The sequence below is a fragment of the Ornatilinea apprima genome (assembly GCF_001306115.1).
Classification (GTDB): domain Bacteria; phylum Chloroflexota; class Anaerolineae; order Anaerolineales; family Anaerolineaceae; genus Ornatilinea; species Ornatilinea apprima.
This window is the reverse complement of the sequence record NZ_LGCL01000002.1, coordinates 79,998-101,327: the sequence shown is the minus strand read 5'-3', so window position 1 is coordinate 101,327 and position 21,330 is coordinate 79,998. Positions and strand designations below refer to the sequence as shown.

15 protein-coding genes are annotated in these 21,330 nt (G+C 46.8%); 7 read left to right on the top strand and 8 right to left on the bottom strand.

Features of this window, described 5'->3' with window-relative positions:
• Positions 1-8 precede the first annotated feature (8 nt).
• The 6 genes from ADN00_RS00465 (at position 9) to ADN00_RS00440 (ending at position 8,929) form a co-directional block, all read left to right on the top strand.
• A complete protein-coding gene (locus ADN00_RS00465) occupies positions 9-1,529 on the top strand; it encodes an exo-alpha-sialidase (protein ID WP_082389765.1) in 1,521 nt (506 codons plus the stop codon).
• Positions 1,529-2,437, top strand: a complete 909-nt coding sequence (locus ADN00_RS00460) for a glycosyltransferase family 2 protein (RefSeq protein WP_075060986.1) — start codon at positions 1,529-1,531, stop codon at positions 2,435-2,437. The genes ADN00_RS00465 and ADN00_RS00460 overlap by 1 nt, the downstream gene beginning before the upstream one ends.
• The gene (locus ADN00_RS00455; RefSeq protein WP_075060985.1) at positions 2,437-3,696 is read left to right on the top strand and encodes a glycosyltransferase family 4 protein; all 1,260 of its coding nucleotides are present in this window, start codon (positions 2,437-2,439) and stop codon (positions 3,694-3,696) included. The genes ADN00_RS00460 and ADN00_RS00455 overlap by 1 nt, the downstream gene beginning before the upstream one ends.
• Positions 3,693-4,943, top strand: coding sequence for a glycosyltransferase (locus ADN00_RS00450; protein ID WP_075060984.1), 1,251 nt, complete (start codon positions 3,693-3,695; stop codon positions 4,941-4,943). The genes ADN00_RS00455 and ADN00_RS00450 overlap by 4 nt, the downstream gene beginning before the upstream one ends.
• A 42-nt stretch (positions 4,944-4,985) precedes the next feature.
• On the top strand, positions 4,986-6,608 hold the full coding sequence (locus ADN00_RS00445; RefSeq protein WP_075060983.1) for a tyrosine-protein kinase domain-containing protein: 1,623 nt from the start codon (positions 4,986-4,988) through the stop codon (positions 6,606-6,608).
• 560 nt (positions 6,609-7,168) lie between these two features.
• Entirely contained in the window at positions 7,169-8,929 is a 1,761-nt protein-coding gene (locus ADN00_RS00440) for an O-antigen ligase family protein (protein ID WP_152966197.1), read from the top strand.
• On the opposite strand, the gene ADN00_RS00435 is transcribed toward ADN00_RS00440, so the two are convergent.
• The 7 genes from ADN00_RS00435 to ADN00_RS00405 all read right to left on the bottom strand — a co-directional run bounded on the left by ADN00_RS00435 (position 8,923) and on the right by ADN00_RS00405 (position 18,886).
• Positions 8,923-11,748, bottom strand: a complete 2,826-nt coding sequence (locus ADN00_RS00435) for an outer membrane protein assembly factor BamB family protein (protein WP_075060981.1) — start codon at positions 11,746-11,748, stop codon at positions 8,923-8,925. The two genes, ADN00_RS00440 and ADN00_RS00435, sit on opposite strands and share 7 nt — an antisense overlap.
• Positions 11,749-11,752: 4 nt before the next feature.
• The gene (locus ADN00_RS00430; RefSeq protein ID WP_152966196.1) at positions 11,753-14,569 is read right to left on the bottom strand and encodes a PKD domain-containing protein; all 2,817 of its coding nucleotides are present in this window, start codon (positions 14,567-14,569) and stop codon (positions 11,753-11,755) included.
• A gap of 64 nt (positions 14,570-14,633) precedes the next feature.
• Positions 14,634-15,026, bottom strand: a complete 393-nt coding sequence (panD, locus tag ADN00_RS00425; RefSeq protein ID WP_075060979.1) for an aspartate 1-decarboxylase — start codon at positions 15,024-15,026, stop codon at positions 14,634-14,636.
• Between the two features lie 33 nt (positions 15,027-15,059).
• The gene (locus tag ADN00_RS00420) at positions 15,060-16,316 is read right to left on the bottom strand and encodes a glutamate-5-semialdehyde dehydrogenase (protein WP_075060978.1); all 1,257 of its coding nucleotides are present in this window, start codon (positions 16,314-16,316) and stop codon (positions 15,060-15,062) included.
• A gap of 19 nt (positions 16,317-16,335) precedes the next feature.
• Positions 16,336-17,445 carry a glutamate 5-kinase gene (proB, locus tag ADN00_RS00415; RefSeq protein ID WP_075060977.1) on the bottom strand — a complete coding sequence of 370 codons (1,110 nt, stop codon included), beginning with the start codon at positions 17,443-17,445 and terminating at the stop codon, positions 16,336-16,338.
• A gap of 102 nt (positions 17,446-17,547) precedes the next feature.
• Positions 17,548-18,276: a 6-phosphogluconolactonase gene (pgl, locus tag ADN00_RS00410; protein WP_075060976.1), complete on the bottom strand. Its 729-nt coding sequence runs from the start codon at positions 18,274-18,276 to the stop codon at positions 17,548-17,550.
• 16 nt (positions 18,277-18,292) lie between these two features.
• Positions 18,293-18,886, bottom strand: coding sequence for a lysine exporter LysO family protein (locus tag ADN00_RS00405; protein ID WP_075061096.1), 594 nt, complete (start codon positions 18,884-18,886; stop codon positions 18,293-18,295).
• A gap of 389 nt (positions 18,887-19,275) precedes the next feature.
• Here ADN00_RS00405 and ADN00_RS00400 point away from each other — a divergent pair, with 389 nt between their 5' ends.
• Positions 19,276-20,577: a glycosyltransferase family 4 protein gene (locus ADN00_RS00400; protein WP_075060975.1), complete on the top strand. Its 1,302-nt coding sequence runs from the start codon at positions 19,276-19,278 to the stop codon at positions 20,575-20,577.
• On the opposite strand, the gene ADN00_RS00395 is transcribed toward ADN00_RS00400, so the two are convergent.
• Positions 20,527-21,303 carry a Mut7-C RNAse domain-containing protein gene (locus ADN00_RS00395; protein WP_075060974.1) on the bottom strand — a complete coding sequence of 259 codons (777 nt, stop codon included), beginning with the start codon at positions 21,301-21,303 and terminating at the stop codon, positions 20,527-20,529. The genes ADN00_RS00400 and ADN00_RS00395 overlap by 51 nt on opposite strands.
• Positions 21,304-21,330: the final 27 nt, after the last annotated feature.

Genomic DNA, 21,330 nt, shown 5'->3' with positions numbered 1-21,330 from the left:
GATAACAAATGCTTAAACGAATACTTAGCCTTTTGATCATTTTCTTAATAGCTGGTTTTGCGGCGCCAGTTCCCTGTGTCTTTGCTGAAGGTGGCACAGACTGGGACTCTCCGATACGGATTCCCTCGCCCGCTTATTCAAATTCGTGGTTCCCTGATGTGGCGGTCGATCGTCAGCAAAACGTTCATGTGATTTGGAGCGAGACTGGTGATTTTGGGGCGGGAATTACCGCCAGTGAAGCTTTGATGTATTCGGTTTGGAATGGCTCACAATGGTCTCAGTTTACCGATATTGTGCCTCCCCAAGCTGATATTATTCGCAGCGCAATGACGATTACCGAAGATGATATCATTCATGTCTTATTTGATTCAGACCCGCCTTTCAGCCTGTACTACAAGTCTGTGCCAGCCAGCTCGGCTTATTCTGCTGCTCGTTGGGGAAAGCCGATGGTTGTGAATGGGCGTGAACACACTTATATGAGTGATATTGTCTCTTGGGGAAGTAATTTACACATTGTTTATGATGACGGTCAATTCTACGAAAAAGAATGCGCTGGATGCGCAGATATTTTTTACCGCAGCTCACCGGATAACGGCCTGACATGGTCTGAACCAGTTGTATTACTCAATACCAAGCTAGGGTCTGCTAGAGCGCAAATTGAAGTGGATGGCGCAGGGAACCTATATGTAACCTGGGATGAGGGATGGGATCGCTTGACCGGCTTGGGCTCTGCTGATCATGGTATCTTTATGTTTTCCAGGGACCAGGGGCGAACCTGGAGTGTGCCTTTGTTGATTGAGTATCCCAATAATACTAACATTCAGCTGACGCCCGCCGGCAACGGGAAGGGCGGCATCATGCTGGTGTGGAGAACCATATCACCCAATTACCCGGCTATTTATTATTCATGGTCAACGGATTGGGGAAATACTTGGACGCTTCCGCAAACACTGCCTAATATTGCCAGCAGTCAGTTGGAAAACTCTTTTGATATATATGATATGGCCGTCGATGCCAGCGGTCATATTCATCTGGTCGCCACCGGATACCTGGCCTCTAACAGGATTGAATCCGCCGATTTTTCCAACCCCCCGGGGCTTTTCCACTTTGAATGGGATGGAGAGAATTGGTCACTTCCAAAGGTGATCTTCCAAAGCAGCTGGTACCCGCTGTACCCAAAAATTTCTATTAGTCACGGTAATCAATTGTATGTTGTCTGGCATATGCGCGAAAGTATTCATTCACAAATGGGATACCACCAATTGTGGTTTGCGCATGGCAGATCTTCAGCAGAGTATATTGAAGCTAATATTTCGGAGACAACATCTCCTCAAACAGAGGCCGTGATGATAAACACCCCCACAGCTGAACAGCCTCAGGAAACCCCCACCATTCTTCCGATTTCCAGTGAGCCAATGCGGGGGAACCCATTTTCTGAGATTGATGAATACTTGATTCTGCTGGTTGGCATTATTCCAGCTGCTATTCTGATTTGGATTGTGATGAGCAGGAAATCAAAAAATCCATAATGCAAGATTCCATTTTGCTATCCATTATTATAGTTTCCTGGAATGTGAAGCAATACCTTGAGCAGTGCCTTGCATCTATTCAGCCCTTCGCCCAGACGCATGCCTGTGAGGTGATTGTAGTAGACAATTGTTCCAGCGACGGAAGCGTTGCCTGGTTAGAGCAAAATGCCTCACATTGTACGCTGATTAAAAGCGATAAAAATATCGGGTTTGGTCCCGCGAATAACCTCGGAATTCGTATAGCGAAAGGACGTTATCTTTTCCTGTTGAACCCTGATACCATTGTTGTCGGCGACGCGATTGAAAGTATGCTCGCGTTTCTAGAAAGCAACCCGGGGACAGGGTGTGCAGGCGCGAAATTATTGAATCCGGACAGGTCGCTTCAAGTGTCAAGCTATCCTTTCCCCACGGTTTTTCGAGAGTTTTGGCGTTTATTTCATCTTGATCAGTTTCGGGTTATTTCGCAATACCCCAAAAAAACCTGGGATTCTCAACAACCGGTTTCAGTCGATGTGTTGCAAGGCGCGGCAATAATGATCCCTCGAGATGTGTTGGATCAAGCTGGTGTTTTTGATGAGCGCTTTTTCATGTACACAGAAGAAGTAGATTTGTGTTACCGGATAAAAAAGATTGGGTTTCAAAATTTCTGGCTGCCGAATGCAGAGGTCATCCATTTTGGTGGGCAGAGCACAAGACAGGCTGCCCTCTCTATGTTTTTGGAGCTTTACGCCAGCAAAGTTCGCTTTATCCGCAAGTATCATCAAGAGATCGGAGCAACCATTTATAAACTGGTGATCTTTGGCGCTTCTGCGGGTAGAGTATTCGCAAGTCTATTTTCAAGCACGCCAGGCGCGAAGGTTGTTCGCTCCAATTATTGGGCCTTGATGTGTTCTGTGGTGAGGATGTAATGCGTATCCTATTCCTTTCGCAAATCGTCCCCTGGCCTTTAGATGCCGGACCAAAGATCAAGAGTTGGAATGTATTGCAGCACCTTAAAGAAGCGGGGCACGAGGTGTGGTTTGTTTCATTTGTGCGGGCAGAAGAAGAGAAATATATACCCAAAGTGAAGGAATTATTGGATCATGCCTGGTTTGTGCCCATTAGGCGATCACGCATTAATGATTTATATTTCTTAATAAAAAGCCGTTTCACAGGGAAGCCTTTTTTGGTTGAGCGCGATCACCTGGGGAGTATGCGTGATCTGGTCAAAAAATTGATAGGAGAAAACCATTTTGACATTCTTCACGCCGATCAGCTAACAATGGCCCAGTTTTTTACCATGCCAGTTGGCGATAGTGATGGCGGTAGTAACGTGGATTCTCCGAAGCGGGTTTTTGACGCGCACAATGCCACCTGGAAAATTCTGGAACGCGCCGCAGATGAGAGTAAAGCTCCGATGAAGTGGTTTTATCAGGATGAAATGCGTCGCCTTCAACAGTTTGAGCGGAAAATCATTACAGATTTTGATCATACTTTCACCGTTTCTGAGATCGACAAAAGGTCGTTCTTGGAACTAAGTGATAATCCACAAGCCATCTCACCGAAAATTACACCGATACCCATTGGAATTAATTCGCGTAGTTATGAGCGCGCTACCAATGGATCGCCTTCCACTCCTAACCAGATCGTGACATTGGGGTCTTTGAATTATCCGCCCAACGCAGATGGCATCCGCTGGTTTATACGTGAGGTTTATCCTTTTGTGCTACAAAAAAAAACCGATGCGTTTTTGTGGGTCATTGGTAAAAATCCGCCTTCAGATTTTTTTGAGTATGAAAAGGAATATTCAGATCATTTGAAAGTTACCGGCTATGTTGATGATCTGGATTCTTATTTTAATCAAGCTGCATTGGCTGTGGTTCCGGTTAAAGTAGGGGGCGGTATGCGGGTTCGAATATTGGAATGTTTCGCTCGTAATGTGCCTGTGATCACAACCACCATTGGGGCCGAGGGCATTGAAGTGTCAGATGGTGATAATATCTTCATTGAGGATGAGGAAGAAAAATTTGCCCAACGAATAATAGATGTTCTTGGCAATGAGCCGTTGCGTCACAAAGTTGTTGGGAACGCGAAGGATCTTCTGTTAAAAAAATATGATTGGTCTGTTGTATTAAGAGAATTAGAACGGGTATATTGCGATTTGGTTAGTACACAGGTGGGTTCATGAGCTTGCGAGTCCTCTTTATTGTTCCTTATATTCCCAGCCTGATTCGTGTGCGACCTTACCAGTTTATTCGAACGCTATCCAACAAAGGTATAAAAATTATCCTGGCATCCATTATTACTACTTCGGAGGATCAACGCCTGGTCGAAGAATTAAAACCTTACCTCGAAGAACTCATAACCATTGAGTTTCCGAGTTATAATTCATATATACACTGTATGGCGGGTGTGGCTGGGACCAGGCCTTTACAGTCATTGTTCTCATGGTCAACAAAGCTGGCGGGGAAAATTGAACAGCGCATCAGCGATTGTGCAGGCGATAAAAAAATTGATCTGATTCACTTTGAACACATTCGCGGGGGGCGGTATGGTGAGTTTTTATTCTCTCAAATGAGCCGGCAGCGGATTCCATGGACGCCTCTTGTGTGGGATAGCGTTGACAGCATCTCATCGTTATTCCGGCAATCGGCTGGAATGGCACCCTCCTTGCAAACGCGGTTAATATCGAGGTTCGAGTTAGAACGAACTCGCACGTATGAACGAAAGCTTACAAAATTCGTAGACAGAGTATTAGTAACCTCTGACCGGGATAAAGATGCATTTGTGAAAATCGAATCTGATTTTGAGCATAAAATTACTGTGGTGCCGAATGGGGTCGATCTGAATTACTTTACGCCTGGTGAAGCTGAAGGGAGAATTCCTGGGACGATTCTAATCAGCGGAAAAATGAGTTATCACGCCAATGCTCGAATGGTTTATCATTTCGTAAATGAAATCTTTCCACTGATCCTAGAGGGCTTCCCAGACGCAAAATTATGGATCGTGGGGAAAGATCCCAATTCAACCATTCAGGCGTATGCTAATGATCCGAGAATTACAGTAACAGGCCAGGTTCCGGATATGCGCCCGTATTTACAGAAGGCCAGTGTGGCGGTTGCTCCAGTTGTTTATGGTACTGGTATTCAAAATAAGGTATTGGAGGCGATGGCATGTTCAACACCTGTGGTCACGACACCAGCGGCAGGGGTATCCATTCACGGAGAAAACGGAGTAGATTATTTTGTTGCGGAAACACCTGAGGATTTTGCAAACGATGTTGTTTGCCTGCTCAATAACGAATCCAAAAGACTTGCCATGGGAGCGGCAGGTAGGCGATTTGTTGAAAAAAGGCATGATTGGGACCTGATTTGCGATGAGTTGGCGCAAAAATATCGGGAAATTGTTAATGTTTTTTATCATTTCACGTCATAATATGTTAATAAGGCAGTATTTGAAGAAAGAAGGTGGTTAACAATGGAATTAAGCTATTACATTGCTCCCCTTAAAAAATGGTGGAAATTGCTTGTCGCTGCCGCATTGGTTGCGGCGGTTTCCAGTTTGCTGGCAACATTGCCCCAACCGAACATCTATGAGGCCAAGACGACATTAATCATTGGTCGAACATTGCAGGATCCGAATCCAAATGCAAATCAGATTATTACTGACCGGCAAATGGCCGCTATTTACGCCGATCTGGTTACTCGGGAAACTATTAAAAATGCGACCAAAGATGCGCTGGGCATTGACTGGCTTCCTAAATATGAGGCTGTGGCCGTACCAAACAGCCAATTAATTGAAATCACCGTTGTGGATAATATCCCGGAGCGCGCTCAGGCGGTTGCCAATGAATTGGCATCACAGCTGATGAAAAACAGCCCTGGAGGCTCGGAATCGATGAATCCAGAACGGGTGCTTTTCATCAATTCTCAATTAGACTCTTATCAAGAGCAGATTCAAATTACTCAGGATGAAATTTCTCGCCTGCAAGCAGAATTGGGTGAGCAGACCAGCGCAATTCAGATTCAAGACACACAGAATTCGATTGCAGCATTGGAAAATAAAATGGCCACTTTGCGTGATAATTACGCAACCTTGCTAGCCAGCGCACCTCAAGGAGCATCGAATATTATTACGGTTTTGGCGCCGGCTGAATTGCCAACCTATCCGATTGGTCCAAACCGAGTCTTAATTGTTTTGGTGGCAGCATTTAGTGGATTCGCGTTTGCGTCTGGTGCGGCGTATTTCATTGAGTTCTCTTCTAACAAGGTTAGCACTGTCAGTGAAGTTGAACATTTGTTGCAAATGCCGATTCTGGCAAAAATCCCGGAAATTAAAACAGAAAGCAAATGGGACCATGTAAAAGAGTATCCTTTTTCGCCTGTGGCTGAAAGTTTTCGCTCACTTCGCACCAATATCGAGCTCTCGTCTATTGACCAGCCCGTTCGCTCACTCATGATTTCTAGCCCGGGCACTTCTGAAGGAAAATCCACTATTGCGATTAACCTGGCTGTGGCGATCTCTCAATCTGAGAAGAAGGTCGCGATTGTTGGGGCAGATCTTCGAAAGCCAGTATTGCAGGAAATGTTAGGACTGGAAGGTAAAAAAGGCCTCTCTGATTTTCTGAGAAAAGAAACCTCGCTGGAAGAAATAATGTATCCCATTCAGGAAAATACTTTGTGGGCCATTCCAGCAGGCACGCTTCCGCCTAACCCAACAGAAATTTTGGGCTCAAAAACGTTTGGTGAATTCTTAAGAAAACTGCACGAAAAAGTTGATATTGTCATCCTTGATGGAGCCCCATTTATCGTTGCAGACGCGACCGTTTTGGCTGCCCAGGTGGATGGTGTTTTGCTGATCATTCGCCCTGATCATACAAAGAAAGACGCAATAATCTCGATGCGTGACCAGATCAACCGGACAGGTTGCCAGGCTTTGGGCGTTGTGTTGAACTTCACTGAAAATCACAATTCTTACGATTCTGCGTATTACTATGTGTATGAACAGGACGCCGGTACTTCAAAGAATGGCAATAAGAAGCCAGACGAAAAGGATATCAACACGATATTGGATAAAGTACGCGGTTTTTTTGATAACTAACGAAAATATGCCCAGTAATGAGTAGCGATTCGGTAAGCAGTGTGGCGAAAAAGGTTTGCCCGCGCAACCTGTTCTGGTGCATGCAAATCTAGCCATCGCAATTTGCAGTGTGTTAGAGATAGAAGATCGGCTTGTGATAGCGCAATAATGTGAAAAGACTGTAATTCAATCGGTTGCCTGACCTAAGAAAGCGGCTGGTTGAGAATATTCTCAGTCTGGGATGGATTGGCTCGCGTTCAAAGGCATTTCGGTCACATTTGGTCAATTTTCAACGAACTTCGTAAGCTTAGGGTATGAAGTTCGTTTTCTTCATTTGCAACCCATTCGCAGCTTTGTCGCGGATCTTTTTTAGGGGGATAGTTGGAGATTGAGGATATGGATGGACGCAAAAAATCGATGTGGAGCGCGATCCGCGGCGGATTCAAAGATGAATTTATCCCCTAATACTGTGTTGTAGCGAATGCCCTCCATTTTTTCTTAGGGATGAGTCTAATTGATCGAGTAAAAGAGATTAAAGTGCAAATTTGATTGAACTTGAAGCCCAGAATCGAGGCGGCCTGATGAATAAATTTCTCGCAACATTTAACCTGCAAAATGTCTATTCTCTCTCTGGATTAGCTATTCTAGCTGCGGCTGGCGTGGTGTGGGGCATGGGAATAGGAACTCCCATTACTTTAATTCTATTAAGTGTTTTGGGCATCATTGTGGTGCTCTTTACAGCCTATCAGCAAATTGATTTTAAGGCGGTGATCTTATTAATTGGCGTTGTTTCCGTCTTGATCATTGGAATTCGGGGTACTGCTGACAGTTATAACCATGCTTTTGGAGTATCAAAGTTATGGGGGTTGGGCCTGGCTGGATTAATTGGACTGGCGCTATTGCTACAGCCAAAGGACAACCATGTCTTTGTGCGGGATTTGTTGTTGATATCGGCAGTTGTAGCCGCTGTGGTGATTTTATTGACGTATGACTGGCAGCGTTTCCCCACCGACTATAATTTTGTCAATCGAATCGGATTGACCATCAATCGGCTATTCCCCATCGCGAAAAGCGCATATCGGATTGATGATACCCTAGGTGGAATTTGCGTGACGGTGATGCCAGCTTTTTACACCGAATTTGTTACCCGGTTGGAGCGAAAACAAAAGCGATTAACCTTCCTTTTCTTGATGGCGATCTTCTTTCTACTTTTCACTGTATTATTAACTGGCACCCGATCATTATGGATTGGGATAGTTGTCGGGGCTGGCGCATATGGCATTGGACATTTTTTGTTCCATGAAGATAAACGGGCGTCTGCTTACATTGTGGGTGTATCATCGCTATTGCCTCTCATTTCCATGCTCTGGCTTGCCGACCCTGGCGGGAAAATCTCGCAATTTTTAAGCAGGTTGGATTATCGCTTTGAACTGATATCCAATTCGGGCTGGCTTATTCCGGATTTCTGGCTGTTTGGTGGCGGAGCTGGTTCATATCCCGGATTGTTTTCGCGGTACATTCTGAATGAATCCCATTTCTTTATTGCGCATAGCCATAATCTTTTAGCCAACATCTCTATCGAACTGGGAATTATCAGCACAAGCATCATCATCTTTCTTTTGACTTTGCCGATTCTCATTTTCCTTAGCAACTACAAGCAGATAAACTTCTCTCGGTTTTCAGCAGAAAACGCTGGCGTCTTTGCCACCTTTGTCTTTATTTTGCTACTTGATGATCCATTTTGGGGGGGCGGATCCATCCCTTATCTGTTTGTCCCACTGGCATTTCTTTTGAAAGATCATTTAGGTCAATCTCGTGTGAACTTATTACGGACCACCATCACTGCGATCATCGCTTTTGTCGTTATCTTTTTCTTTAATCTTTCCTTGTTTAACCGCGGAATAAGCATACCTGCTTACCACGCTCATAAAGCGTATGCAAATTTGGAGTTAGCTGGTTTTCCAAACAATATCACTGGTTTTTACAATCCATTAGAAAAAGACGATGCCATCATCTCATCTTATGCCGCGATGAATCAAGAGAGCGAGTCGCCTTCTATTGATTACCGGTTGGGGCTGCATTTTTTACGGGAAAAAGAATTTGATCGAGCTGCTGACTATTTGGAAAAAGCCTACAAGAATACTCCAAGCCATCCAGGGTATCGAGAAAACTATGCGTTTTCACTAGTTTGGAAAGACGAACTTGAAGCTGCAGTTGAACCAGGCAAAAATACCAACAAGTTTGATGAAAAATTATCAGCATTTGTTACCTGGTGGGCGGAAATCGGAGAATTCCGCCTTTCCAAGCGAGCTCTCGACATGATTGATTTGATGGCTCAATAACGGGTTCTATCCATCCCCCGAGCAATATAAAAATCTTCAAGGTCAACCTTGCCATCCCCGTTTTTCTCGGCGGGGATGTTTGCTTTTAATAATGCGACCAAGTTTTGAAGGCGGTACAGATCAATTTTTCCATTTCCACCAGCATAAGGCAGAGGTACCATCCTCGCTAATTCATCATACGGTGTCTGAAGAATGTAAGCTTTTGCCTGAAAAATATCGGCGGCCAATGTGGGGTTTATACTGTCATCTTCATTCCCATTGATGGGCGAAGCGTGGGCATAATCGCCAAGATACCAGAATGGAAAAAAAGCCTCAATGGCATGAATATTTTGGTTAACAACATTCTGGAATCTTGCATCTTGATATATATCTGAATCAGGGAAAACGGGATGTAACCCAACCAGGAAGATAGGGTAAACATCATGTCCTGCAGATTGGTAAATGCCAACCAATTCACTTGCGTCATTAAGGGAAACTTCATAGACTTGAGGCGTTAATGCAAATGAAGACAAATCCGATAAATACGGATAGTAGTCAGCAGTAAGATCTATTGGATTTGCACGTTCGTCCAATTGCGAAGAATATGCCAGCAATTCCATCCGGGTGGGTTTCATTTGATCCAGTTTTTGGCTGAACCGTATGTAGGTATCTTCATCTCCTACTTGATTTGACATGCGCATGACGGAGGTCAGCATCCTTATTTGTAGGTCTGGCAAGAAGGGTCCAGCGTGCCAGGTTTCAAAAATATAAATGCCATTAACTTCATTCCAGTAACTTTCCAATTGTTCAAGTCGCTGTACGATAAAAGCCCAATTTTGTTTTATCAGGTCCCAGTCACCTGTCGCATTGGCATAATCATCGAGTGCAATAATTCGCTCGCTGACCAGATTGGGATTGCTCCAATACCATGTGGCCTGGATACCACCTAACGATTCGCATGGATCAAGAACCGTGTTTTGATCAAAATCCAAACACGCCGGGCGGTATTCATAATATGCTGGATTCAGTAAATCGGAGACAAGATAATCCTTCAAGAATTCATTTAATTGTTTCTGGGTGGCAGGCGTGAGATAGGGTAGAGCCCTAGATAGCGTGGAGACCCATTCTCCCGCATGCCAGAATGTGCCCATATCCATTTTCATCCAAGCCCACATGCGAGATTGAGGGGAAGGCTGTGCACCGGATTGTAAAAAGTCTTGAATCGTCTGCTCTACTTCATCGCGAGCCGCTGATGGGGAAATCGGATTAGCGGGAAGCTCCGCGAAATCTGCCACGCCGTAATCAATATTGACTGCGCCGGGTTGGGTTGACAAAGCCGAGATATGCCCCCAAGAGATAACGAAAGCATCTGAACCCGAGATGACCAGTGGACTGATCGCGTCGACCGCGCCCGCGAAGCCGGTTTGTGTAGACCCACCAAAGCGCGTGAAATATTCGGCAAATCCGCCGAATAAGCGGTTAGTTTCAACCTCCGCAAATTCGACAGGCAAACGATGATTCATAAAACCGTTTCCAAATAGACTGGTATTATTTTGTTTTGTTTTCAGGTTAAATAATGATATATCTTCACTGATTGTTTGGTAATAAGAATTGCCAGCTAATGTAGGCCTACCGACCTCATCAAAACGTGGGGCAAATTGATCTTGAGAGGCAACTTGAGCATAAGCACCTGTTTTAAGATCAATTTCCCATAACCGCATATCATGGTCAAGGGCGTGATCGCCGCCGCTTCCCGATGCCGGAAAATACGCGAACCCCTGCGGGTTAACCACCGGTGAGATCAGCCCCCAATAAGGAATGTACAACGGAGCATAGCGGGTAAGGTCAATCTCAGGCTGCCACAGGTCTTTTCCAGTAAGGGCATCAAAGAAGTAGAGGGTTCTGCGACGGGGATGCACCTGGTAATACCTGGCCCAGGCGTTCAGCACTGTTTCGGGATCGGCAGGCTGCCCCTGCAGCTCTTCTGGCGGGTTTGTAAGTTCTTCAGAATATTCTCCCCCGGCTTTGCGTGTGGTGAAAATGGCAACTCCATGTGAAACAACGATTGTATTCCTTTTTGTAAATGTGCCAGCCATACTTTGCTGCCAAACCAGATTGCCGTTCGCATCCAAAGCGTAAGCGATATTATTACCACTGGATAAGAAAACCAGAAAATCATCCGAATCGTCGTGCATCATCACCGCAGATGTGGATGAGATGGGGGCATCGGCCGAGAACTGCCACACGATCTCACCGGTATACATATCCAATGCGTAGAAGGAGTGGTCGAGGCTGCCGACCAGAACCTGCCCGCCGGCAATGGATGGTGAAGAAAGAACAGCACCGTTCAATTTTATTTGCCAGATAACGCTTCCATTCAGCGCGTTAACCGCGAAGAAATCACCACTGGTTGTTCCAAAATAGACGGCTGAAAAATCTTTTTCCAGTATGATAGAGGGCGTGTTGGTTATAGGAGAAAGAGCTTCAAAAACCCAGCGCGTTACACCTGTTTTGCGATCCAGGGCGTACAGCTTCCCATTCATCACCGCAACATAAACAAGATCACCCGCGACCAGTGGTTCCACTTCCACTTCGATGCGCTCCCCAAGAAATCGCTTCCACTTTGTGTACAGCCGCCCGCCCGCAGGGATTTGGAGGGTGTCGGCGGCATAACTGGTTCGTTGAAAATTACCATTCCAGGTAAGCCAATCTGTTGATATTTGATCATTCTCTGGCTTTTCAGTAATTTCTTGTGCAAATACAGTAATGTTTGGTAAAAAAAACGATACCAAACATACGAGATGCAACAACCATTTCTTGTTTGATTTGCTAATTTTCATGGAATTACTGCTTTCTGATTTTCACAGCTACGTCGGCGTCCGGATCCCAAATATGCAATTCCAATATCCCCGAAGAATTGCTTTCCATGTATTCAGTATATAGCAGGCGACTGGAAAGCGTATCATACCACCTGACTTGATATTTTTGAGAAGGCGCAACCTGAATATACACCTTAACAGGTCTGGATAATCGGCTGAGCCAGCTGGGAGGCTTTAACCGATGCAGCCAGATCGCAGCGTAATTGAAATTAGTACTGATTTGACCCACGGCGGTCCATTGGGACGACTCGATCTCAACTTCCGCGGCGGAGAAGCCACCCTGTTGAAACGGAATATCCTTCACAAAATTGTTGAAAGCCTGAGCGATGGGAAGATAATCAATCTGATTCAGGTGCTCATTCCACCAATAGGCAGGTGTGAATATGACCGTGTCTGCGAGTTGAGACCAGATTAGATCTCTGAACCACAGGCCTTGTGTATCCTGCAGAACCAGTCGGCGAAATTCTGGCTGGTCGGGCAAGAAGAACCCCAATTCTCCCAACATCACTGGCATTTCGACCGCAGAGCTGTATATGGTTGCGCCTAATCGGTTTTTCCACTCCACGATGTTTGAGAAATCTGATTTCTCAGTAACGTAGAGATGGTAATCAGCATAATCTATATCTGGATAGGATTCGGCGTCCTTCCAGAAGGATTCCTCCCAGCCATACCAGAACGATGTTGTTACCAGGTGGGGATGAGCATCTACGGAATGCATGAATTTGCCAAATTGCTGCGCAAGGTTGTAATGTTCTTGGCTATCAGGGGGGCCTTCATTCAACAACTCCCAGGAATGAATAGATGTTGAATACCCCCAGCGAGAGGCGACATATCGCCACCATTGGCGCAGAAGCCAGTTGGCCTTGGTGTTCTCTGGTTGAAAATATCCATCGCCTTCCGTTGAAAACTGACCGTTGGCCTTGAGGTGGTTCTGAATCCAATCGTTTTTGTCATGCACAACGAATTTGAAGAAAACGCCCGCCTCTTCGCCATTGGCAATTAATTGGTCGAGGTAGGCGGCCGCTTTGGATTCCACATACGTGTGGATGTTGGCATTGCTGTTAAAAATCACCTCACCGCTGGGGTTACCGTCTGAAGTAACCTTCCGAATGGAAAATTCATCGATAAAGACTTCTCCACTGGCCATGTTGGATAAAACCAAAGAAAAATAGGGAGCGGGTGATTGAAGTTGCCCGGGGCGATAATAAGCCAACAATGTATGCCAATCACGGTCTGTTTGGATGACCGGCACCAAAGATGGGTAATCTTCCCATAGAATTTTCGAATCATCATCGATCCACGGGTGATTGATAAGCATCAATCCATAAGGGCGGTTTGAGTCTAGCGGTCCCTGCATGTTGCGAGCTGAAATGCGCAATTTGACCAGATACGTGGCGCCTGTATCCAGCTGATAAGGAAACCGGTCTCCCTCAATCCAACCGAGCCATATTCGGTTCCCTTCTTCTGCGTCCAGCTTTTGGGATAATTCGTGCGCCGGATAATGACTTTCAGCAGTCAATGCTGCTTCAAATCCTTCATTGCCCATCTGTTTCGCGTTGGAAATCCAGCGGGAGAAGGTGGTGGAATATGCTCCAATAGGCGCCATCCAAACACGCGCAAAATTGATGCCGCTGCCGGGATACGCTGACAAATCTTCAGAGGTTACCGGTCCACTGGGAAAGAAGAGTTCGCCATTGGCAAAACAGAAATACCGATAATCTTTCTCACAAACTTCAATGTTCCCGGGCAGGTTGGAAGAAACAGCTGTGAACTTTCCGGCGTCGACTTCTACTTCACCTGACCGGTCTTTCGCCGCCAAAGTAATTTGATACTCACCCGTTTCAGGCGGCGAGAAGCGAACATACCAGACGCCAGTATCGCCCTCAATCATCCTGGGTTCATTTTGAGAGCCAAGATTGATCGCGGTTTTGGAATAATGGGCTGGTTGGTTTACGGTTATTCCCGAAGGTGTTAGGATGTGCGCAGTTACTGTTATCCCGCTGCGGGGAACGACCCCAACTGGCGGATCTTCATCATATTCATAGAAGAGATTGTCCGCGCTGGTCAATACATCAAAGGTTAATTCGAGTTTTGTATGGACAGGTATTTCGGTAGAAGAGAAAACGACATCGTGAATTTCGGGCTGTTTGATTACACGTTCAATTTGAATTCTTTTCGTACCGATGTTGGCATGCTCGTCCGTAGCGGTGAACAAGATCTCATTGGTGCCGGGCTTCAATGGAATACTCAGCTCCCAGGTGTTGTCTGAAGAGAGATTCTCAACAAAGCCTGCCCGGTCTGTGCTGACTTGATCCCAAACAAATGAGGCAATACCCACCTGATCATGTACTCGGATTTTTCCGCTCAGAGTGAGCGATTCGGCCTGGGTACGCGAAGGATATGGGTCAATGATAATGCGGGGGTTGGCAACTTGATCAATGACCAGTGGAAAATTACTCTCCAACACCAACTCATTCTCCAGCCGTGTTTGAAAGGCGATGTGATATTCTCCGCCGCTGATATACCGGTGAGATGGGTTGAACTCCTCTGAGAAGGTTCCGTCGCCAAAATCCCAGAACACATCCAGCGATTTCTCAAGAGATGGGGCTAAATTGGAAATAAACTGGACTTCAGCAGGGGAGATGCGGTCGCCAGGTAACGCGAAAGGCGAAGCCGTGATGGCAGCATTCCGGGAAGGCGACGGAATTTGACCTTTAGATTCTGGTTGAAAAAGACCGGTGAGCAGGGTTAGGCATAGCGCCGTTATGCAGACTAGATTCATGAATATAGTCTACATTAAAACAGGCGATGCTTCAAATAGTGTTGCAAATTTTCTTATATTGCGGCTAAGCGATTGCGTCCGGGTCTGGATGGCTGGGAAGCGCTCGGACTTCCTGTATCTGATTCTGGTCATTCACCAAAACGACTTTCGGTGAATGAGATTGCGCCTCGTCTGCCGTCAGCCAGCCATAGGCCATAATGATCACAATATCGCCCTTGCTGACCAGCCGGGCAGCGGCACCGTTTAATTGGATATCACCCTTCCCCGCTTCACCAGGAATGACATAGGTTTCCAAACGGGCTCCGTTGTCCAGGTCAACCACCTGCACTTTTTCCCAGGCAAGCATTCCGGCCGCGTTCATCAGATCTTGATCAATGGTAATGGAACCGATGTAGTTTAAATCACTGCCGGTAACAGTTGCCCGGTGAATCTTTGAGAGCAGCAAGTTTCGCATCATAAAAAACTATATTCCTATTCAGAAAACGATTTACTATTTTCGAGTCAGGTAATCCCCGCTGGCCACCCATTTATAGGTCGTCAGTTCTTCCAGTCCCATCGGGCCGCGCGCGTGCAGCCTTTGGGTTGATACCGCTACCTCAGACCCCAATCCCAATTGTGCGCCATCCGTGAAGCGCGTGCTGGCGTTGACATACACGACCGAAGAATCGATCGTTTTCACAAACCGGTCGGCGTGGCTGGCGTTTTCGGTCAAAATTCCATCCGAATGGGCTGTGCTGTGAGCCTGGATGTGAGCAACCGCTTCGTCCAGCGAGCCCACAGATTTTATACTTAAGTTCAATGACAGCCACTCGATGTCAAAGTCCGATTGTGAGGCGCGCAGGACATTACTCGTTTCAACCAGACCACAACGATCCATCAGGATTGAGTCAACATGGAAAATAACGCCGTCCTGGCACAATTGGTGGATCAGATCTGGTAAGAATTTCTGGGCAATACGTTCATGGATGAGAACAGTATCCAAAGCGTTGCAGACGGAGGGACGCTGGATTTTCGCGTTGCGAATCACATCAATTGAGGCAGGCAAATTGGCGCTCTCATCCACAAAAAGGTGACAGATTCCAATTCCGCCGGTGATCACCGGGATGGTGCTGTTTTCTCGGCAAATCTGATGCAGCTGAGCGCCGCCGCGTGGGATCACCATATCCACATATTGGTGCAATTTTAACAACTCAAAAACCAAAGCTCGGTCGGGCTGGTCGATGAATTGAACTGCGTCTTCTGGCAGCCCTGCCTGGAGCATGGCTTTGTGAATGATGGAAACAAAAACCTGGTTGGTTCGCAAGGTCTCTTTGCCACCACGCAAGATCACTGCGTTTCCAGATTTAATGGCCAGACTTGCAACGTCCACTGTAACATTCGGCCTGGATTCATAAATCACCGCGATTACCCCCAATGGAACCCGCTGTTTATACAAGTTTAAGCCGCTTGGTTGTACCGATTTCTCAAAGACTTTTCCAATCGGGTCTTCCGCATGGAGGACATTAGTCAAATCTGCGATGATGCCTTTCAAGCGGTCTTCATCGACGGTCAACCGGTCTATCAAAGCGTTTGTTAAGCCATCCGCACGTGCATGATTAACATCCTCGCTATTTGCTTTTAGTAGTTCTTCTCTGCCTTCCCATAACGCATCGGCCAGGCCGGTCAAAAATGAATTTTTCGCTGCAGTTTCCGAAAGCGCAAGCAGCTTGCTGGCTGCTTTTGCTTTTTTTGCCATTTCAATCAGCATGAGGTGACTCCTTTTCGTATCAGACCAGCATCATATTGTTATGATGGATGACTTCATCGCCATAGCTGTACCCCACGATATCTTCAATAAGTGTGGAGTTCTTTCCCTGAATCCGTTCCAGATCGTCGGATGAATAATTCGTGATGCCAATGGCAATCTCTTGCAGTTTCGCGGAACGCACGCGCACAATATCGCCTCTTTCAAAGCTGCCTGCAATTTTGACCAACCCGACTGGCAGCAGGCTGCCGCCTTTTTTGATCGCTTTTTCCGCGCCGGGGTCTATATATAGAATTCCGGTAGACGCCTGCACCCCCGCCAGCATATAGCGTTTACGGCTTTCCAAGGTCGAATTTGAAGGGAGAAATTTTGTCCCTCGTGCGGCGCCATTGACAATTTTAATGATGATGTCTGGGGTGTTGCCATTGGCGATAAACACCGTGGCGCCCGATTTTCGAGCCAGATCGGCCGCGGATAGTTTCGTGTGCATGCCGCCGGTTCCCAGGCCAGAGACACTCCCGCCGGCAGCCTGCCAGAGATCTTCAGGGATGTGTTCTGTGGCCACTTCGCTGATCATTCTGGCTTGTGGATCGCTGCGTGGGTCGCTGGTGTACAGTCCATCCTGATCGGTAAGCAAGACCAACAAATCCGCTTCCAGCACATTGGTTACCAACGCAGACAAGTTGTCGTTGTCGCCAAAACGTATTTCTTCCGTGGCTACGGTGTCATTTTCATTGATAATGGGAATCACACGATACGAAAGCAGGGCATTCAATGTATTGCGGGCGTTGAGATAGCGTCGCCGGTCGAGCAGATCGTCTTTGGTCAGGAGCACCTGGCCGACAATTAGATCATACATTCCGAAAATTTGCGTATAGATACCCATTAATTTCGATTGGCCAATTGCCGCCAGCATTTGTTTCGCGGGTATTTGTCGTGGAAGATCCTTTTGTGCCAAAATCTGACGGCCTGCGGCTATCGCACCCGAAGAAATAATAATCACTTCATAGCCCATCTGGCGTAAAATGCTCACCTGACGGGCCAAATCGATCAGCCCAGGGTAAGAAATCTTCGCAGAACCCGCCGTAATGGTTGAGGTTCCCAGTTTGATGACAATTCTTTTGGAGGACATAATCCAAGACCTGATAATTATAGGGGATAAATTTTTACCAATTAGCGGATCAATTCTACCATTTTATCCTGGGCAAAGAATACTTTCTTTACGGAGAGCCTGTCATTCACGCAGAGTCAGAATGTAGATTTCGCTTTGGCCAGACAAAATGCGCTTTGCCGGCAGCAAATCATCATTCATATCCGGTTCCAGCATTCGCTGGATTGCGTTGACCTTCTTTTCTCCCGCCGCGATCAATACGATTTTGCGAGATCGGATCAATGCCGCGGATGTCAGCGAAACACGCTGAGCGGGGCGGTCTTTGTAGACAGCAGTTACTGGGATCGCGAAGCGCTGCACTGAGTCGAGAGCAGCCTGCCCAGGGAAAAGCGAAGCGATATGGCCATCTTCGCCGATACTCAGAAAGGTAAGATCAAAGATCTGATTCTGCTGATTTTGCATACGGAATCGGGCAATGCGGTCAATCTCCAAGTTATATAAATCGGCGGCGGTCTGCGCGCCCAACTCACCGGCAATCCTGCGGACCTGGCTTTCATCCACCCCCAGCGGCCCCAGCAAAATGGACTTGGCCAGGTAATAATTGCTTTCATGTGAGTCTGGAGGCACACAGCGCTCATCACCCCAGAAAAAAATGGTTTTTTCCCAGAATGCTTCTGAAACGCGGGAGGCCAATTCGGAATAAACGGGCACAATGCTACTGCCGCCGGTCAGAACCATGTTAAACATTTCTGGCGCAGGTAAACTTTTATTACCGGTGGCAACCACTATATCCGCAGCAAATTGAACCAGTTGATTCTTGTCAGAAAAGCAGTGTTGAAACAGGCAAGCCAATGTTTTTGATCCTTTCTCACAGGAAGAGTGGAACTACCAGGGGTACCAGCAAAGAAAGCACAATTCCATTGAAAACCGCGATAAGCGTGTAACGGTTCCCTGAATAACGTTGGATCACCGGCAGGGATGTGTCAGATGTGGTCGCGCCCCCACTGGCAATGAGCGCCATTTCACCAAACAAACTGACAAGAAGCGGCGCAAAAAGAATGGTTGAGACTTCACGAAAGATATTCGCCATGAGGGCGATTACACCCAGCTCTTCACCGCGCAATTGACCGATTAACACACTGGACAAACTGTAATACCCCAGACCAGCACCGATGGACATACCCTCGTTAACGTCAATGCGGTTAATCAGAACGGAGCCAACTGCTCCTCCGATCAGTGATCCAGCGAGAATGGAGAAGGGAACCAGCAAACTGAGCAGATTGAGGGTCTTAAGATTGGCAAGCGTTTCTTCGTCGCTACCCACACTGACACCGATGAAGAACAGCAGCGCATAAATGAGAAGTGTTTGGGTCTGTTCAGGGAATCCGACGGCTGAGATCCATTCCAGCGCGCCGGCTGCCAAACCAGCTATAAATGGGAGAACCAGCAGCAAGCCACTCATTCTCTCCCCCTGAAAAACCGGTGATAAACAGGGTACAGAGCCAATATGCTGCCCAATGTAGCCAGGGTGGCAACAATTAATTAGCGCGTCTTTACCCAGGGAAGGGAGATTCCGCAGGATTGTATCGTTTGAGCCTGTGGAAATCCCCATAAAGAAAAGCAAAGCGAACACCGTCATGTTCTGCAGCCTTTGGTTGGCTTTCATCACCTTTTGACTGCGTTTTAGAAAATGACCGATCAATGCGCCAGCGGCAAAAAACAGAAGAATATATATCATACAGCCTCTAAATGTATGGAAAATGCGCGTCAGAATACTGGATGGATTATGTCCAATATCCTCTCATCCTGTATAATGATTATCATTCGCCAACAACCGAAAGGAGGGTGGGCGTGAATACAAACAATGGCAATACAAAAAAGCTTAACATCGGGTTTATTTCAACCCGATTTGCGGGCACAGACGGTGTGTCGCTGGAAACCGCGAAGTGGGCGGAAGTGCTGGAAGCAATGGGACACACCTGTTATTACTTCGCAGGGATATGCGACCGGCCCGCATCGCATTCCATGGTTGTTCCCAAAGCATTTTATCATCATCCAGAAATAGAAGAGCATCACCAGCGATTTTGGGGGGAAACGCGCCGTTCAGAACTGGACACTCAGTGGATTCACCAGATGCGGGAATCCTTCAAAAAAGAAATTTACCATTTCAAAAATGAGTTTCAGATCGATTTGCTTATTCCAGAGAATGTGCTTTCCATCCCTTTGAATATTCCTTTGGGGCTTGCCATCGCAGAATTCATCGCCGAAACCAACATCCCTACGATTGCTCATCATCATGACTTCACCTGGGAGCGCAAGCGTTTCATTGTAAATTCTGTTTGGGACTATATCACCATGGCGTTTCCGCCCACTATCTGGTCCATTCAGCATGTTGTAATCAATTCATCCGCCCGTCACCAGCTGGCCCGCAGAACAGGTGTCGGCTCCACCATCATCCCGAATGTAATGGATTATGAGCGGAAGCCCCCGGCTGTTGACGCTTATTCCGAGGACCTGCGCCAAGCGTTGGGTTTGGATCCCGACGAATTATTCATCCTGCAGCCCACCCGCGTTGTGCAGCGCAAGGGAATTGAGCATTCGATTGAATTGGTAAGTCGGTTGAATCGTAAGGCGCGCCTGGTCATTTCTCACGCCTCTGGGGATGAAGGCCAGGAATACGAACAACGCGTGCGTCATTACGCCGACATGATGGGAGTCAAGGCGTTGTTTATTTCCGATCTGTTTGATGAAAAACGCAGAATCAAGCCCAACGGTGAAAAGATCTACAGCTTGTGGGATGCCTACCCCCAGGCTGATCTCATCACCTATCCATCGCTGATTGAAGGGTTTGGGAACGCCTTTCTGGAAGCGATCTACTTTAAGCGCCCTATTGTGGTCAATAATTACACCATTTTCGCGATTGATATCCGCACCAAGGGATTTAATGTCATTGAATTTGATAACTACATCACACAAGACACTGTCCAAAAAACAGTAGAGGTGTTGGATAATCCCCAGCGTTGCATGCAGATGTGTGAAGAGAACTACCGCCTGGCGTGCCAGCATTATTCGTATTCGGTTTTGCGTACCAGACTTTCCAATTTAATCAGTCATTTCTTCGGATTTGGCGGAGGAAACGGAAACCAGTGTTAAAACCTCTGCAAACATTCGCTCTATGCGAACGGTATGAGAGCCCTTCCAGTAAACTTTTCCACACTCCTCGCATCGCCAGCAGCGGTCAATATTGGCGCGAGTTTCCGCCGGAATCTCGTTCTTAACAACGTGCATATCCACTTCCATGAGGCTTCCATTGCAGACGGTGCAGCGCGTAAATGGGTGGGATTGCTCTAATAAATGATAGCGCCGGGCGACTTCAACCAGCTGTTCGTGCGGCCAGGTGCTGTGTATGTAACGGCCGAACCGCACTATTTTCCGTTTGAGCAAACCACGGTCTCTGCTCAGCAGTATCCGCCCTTCTCGGGCTGAAATTTCTGCCAGGTCTTCATCCAGCAAATTACCAAAGTAGAGTGTGTTAAACCCCAATAGGCGCAGGTACACAGCCAGCCGGCCGAGGTGAACATCGAGAACGAAACGAGGTTCGTAAGGATATGGTTCTGAAACGCGTTGCTCGATGGGGATGGGTAAATTTTCAAAATAGGGATAAACGCTGATCCGGTCATTTTCAGCCACAATGGTATCAAAGCCAACGGCGTTGCCATTGACCAGAATGAAATCAATCTCTGTGTGGGGAATCCCTTGAGCCTCGATCAAATCTTTAATCGAGTCGCGCGCAACGATCTCAACAGGATATGTTCGTTGTCGATGTGATGCGGGCAAGAAGAAATTGAGGTCGCCATAAAAGCGGAGGAATATCTTCATTTCTCGGCTTTACTTTTTATGGGGGAG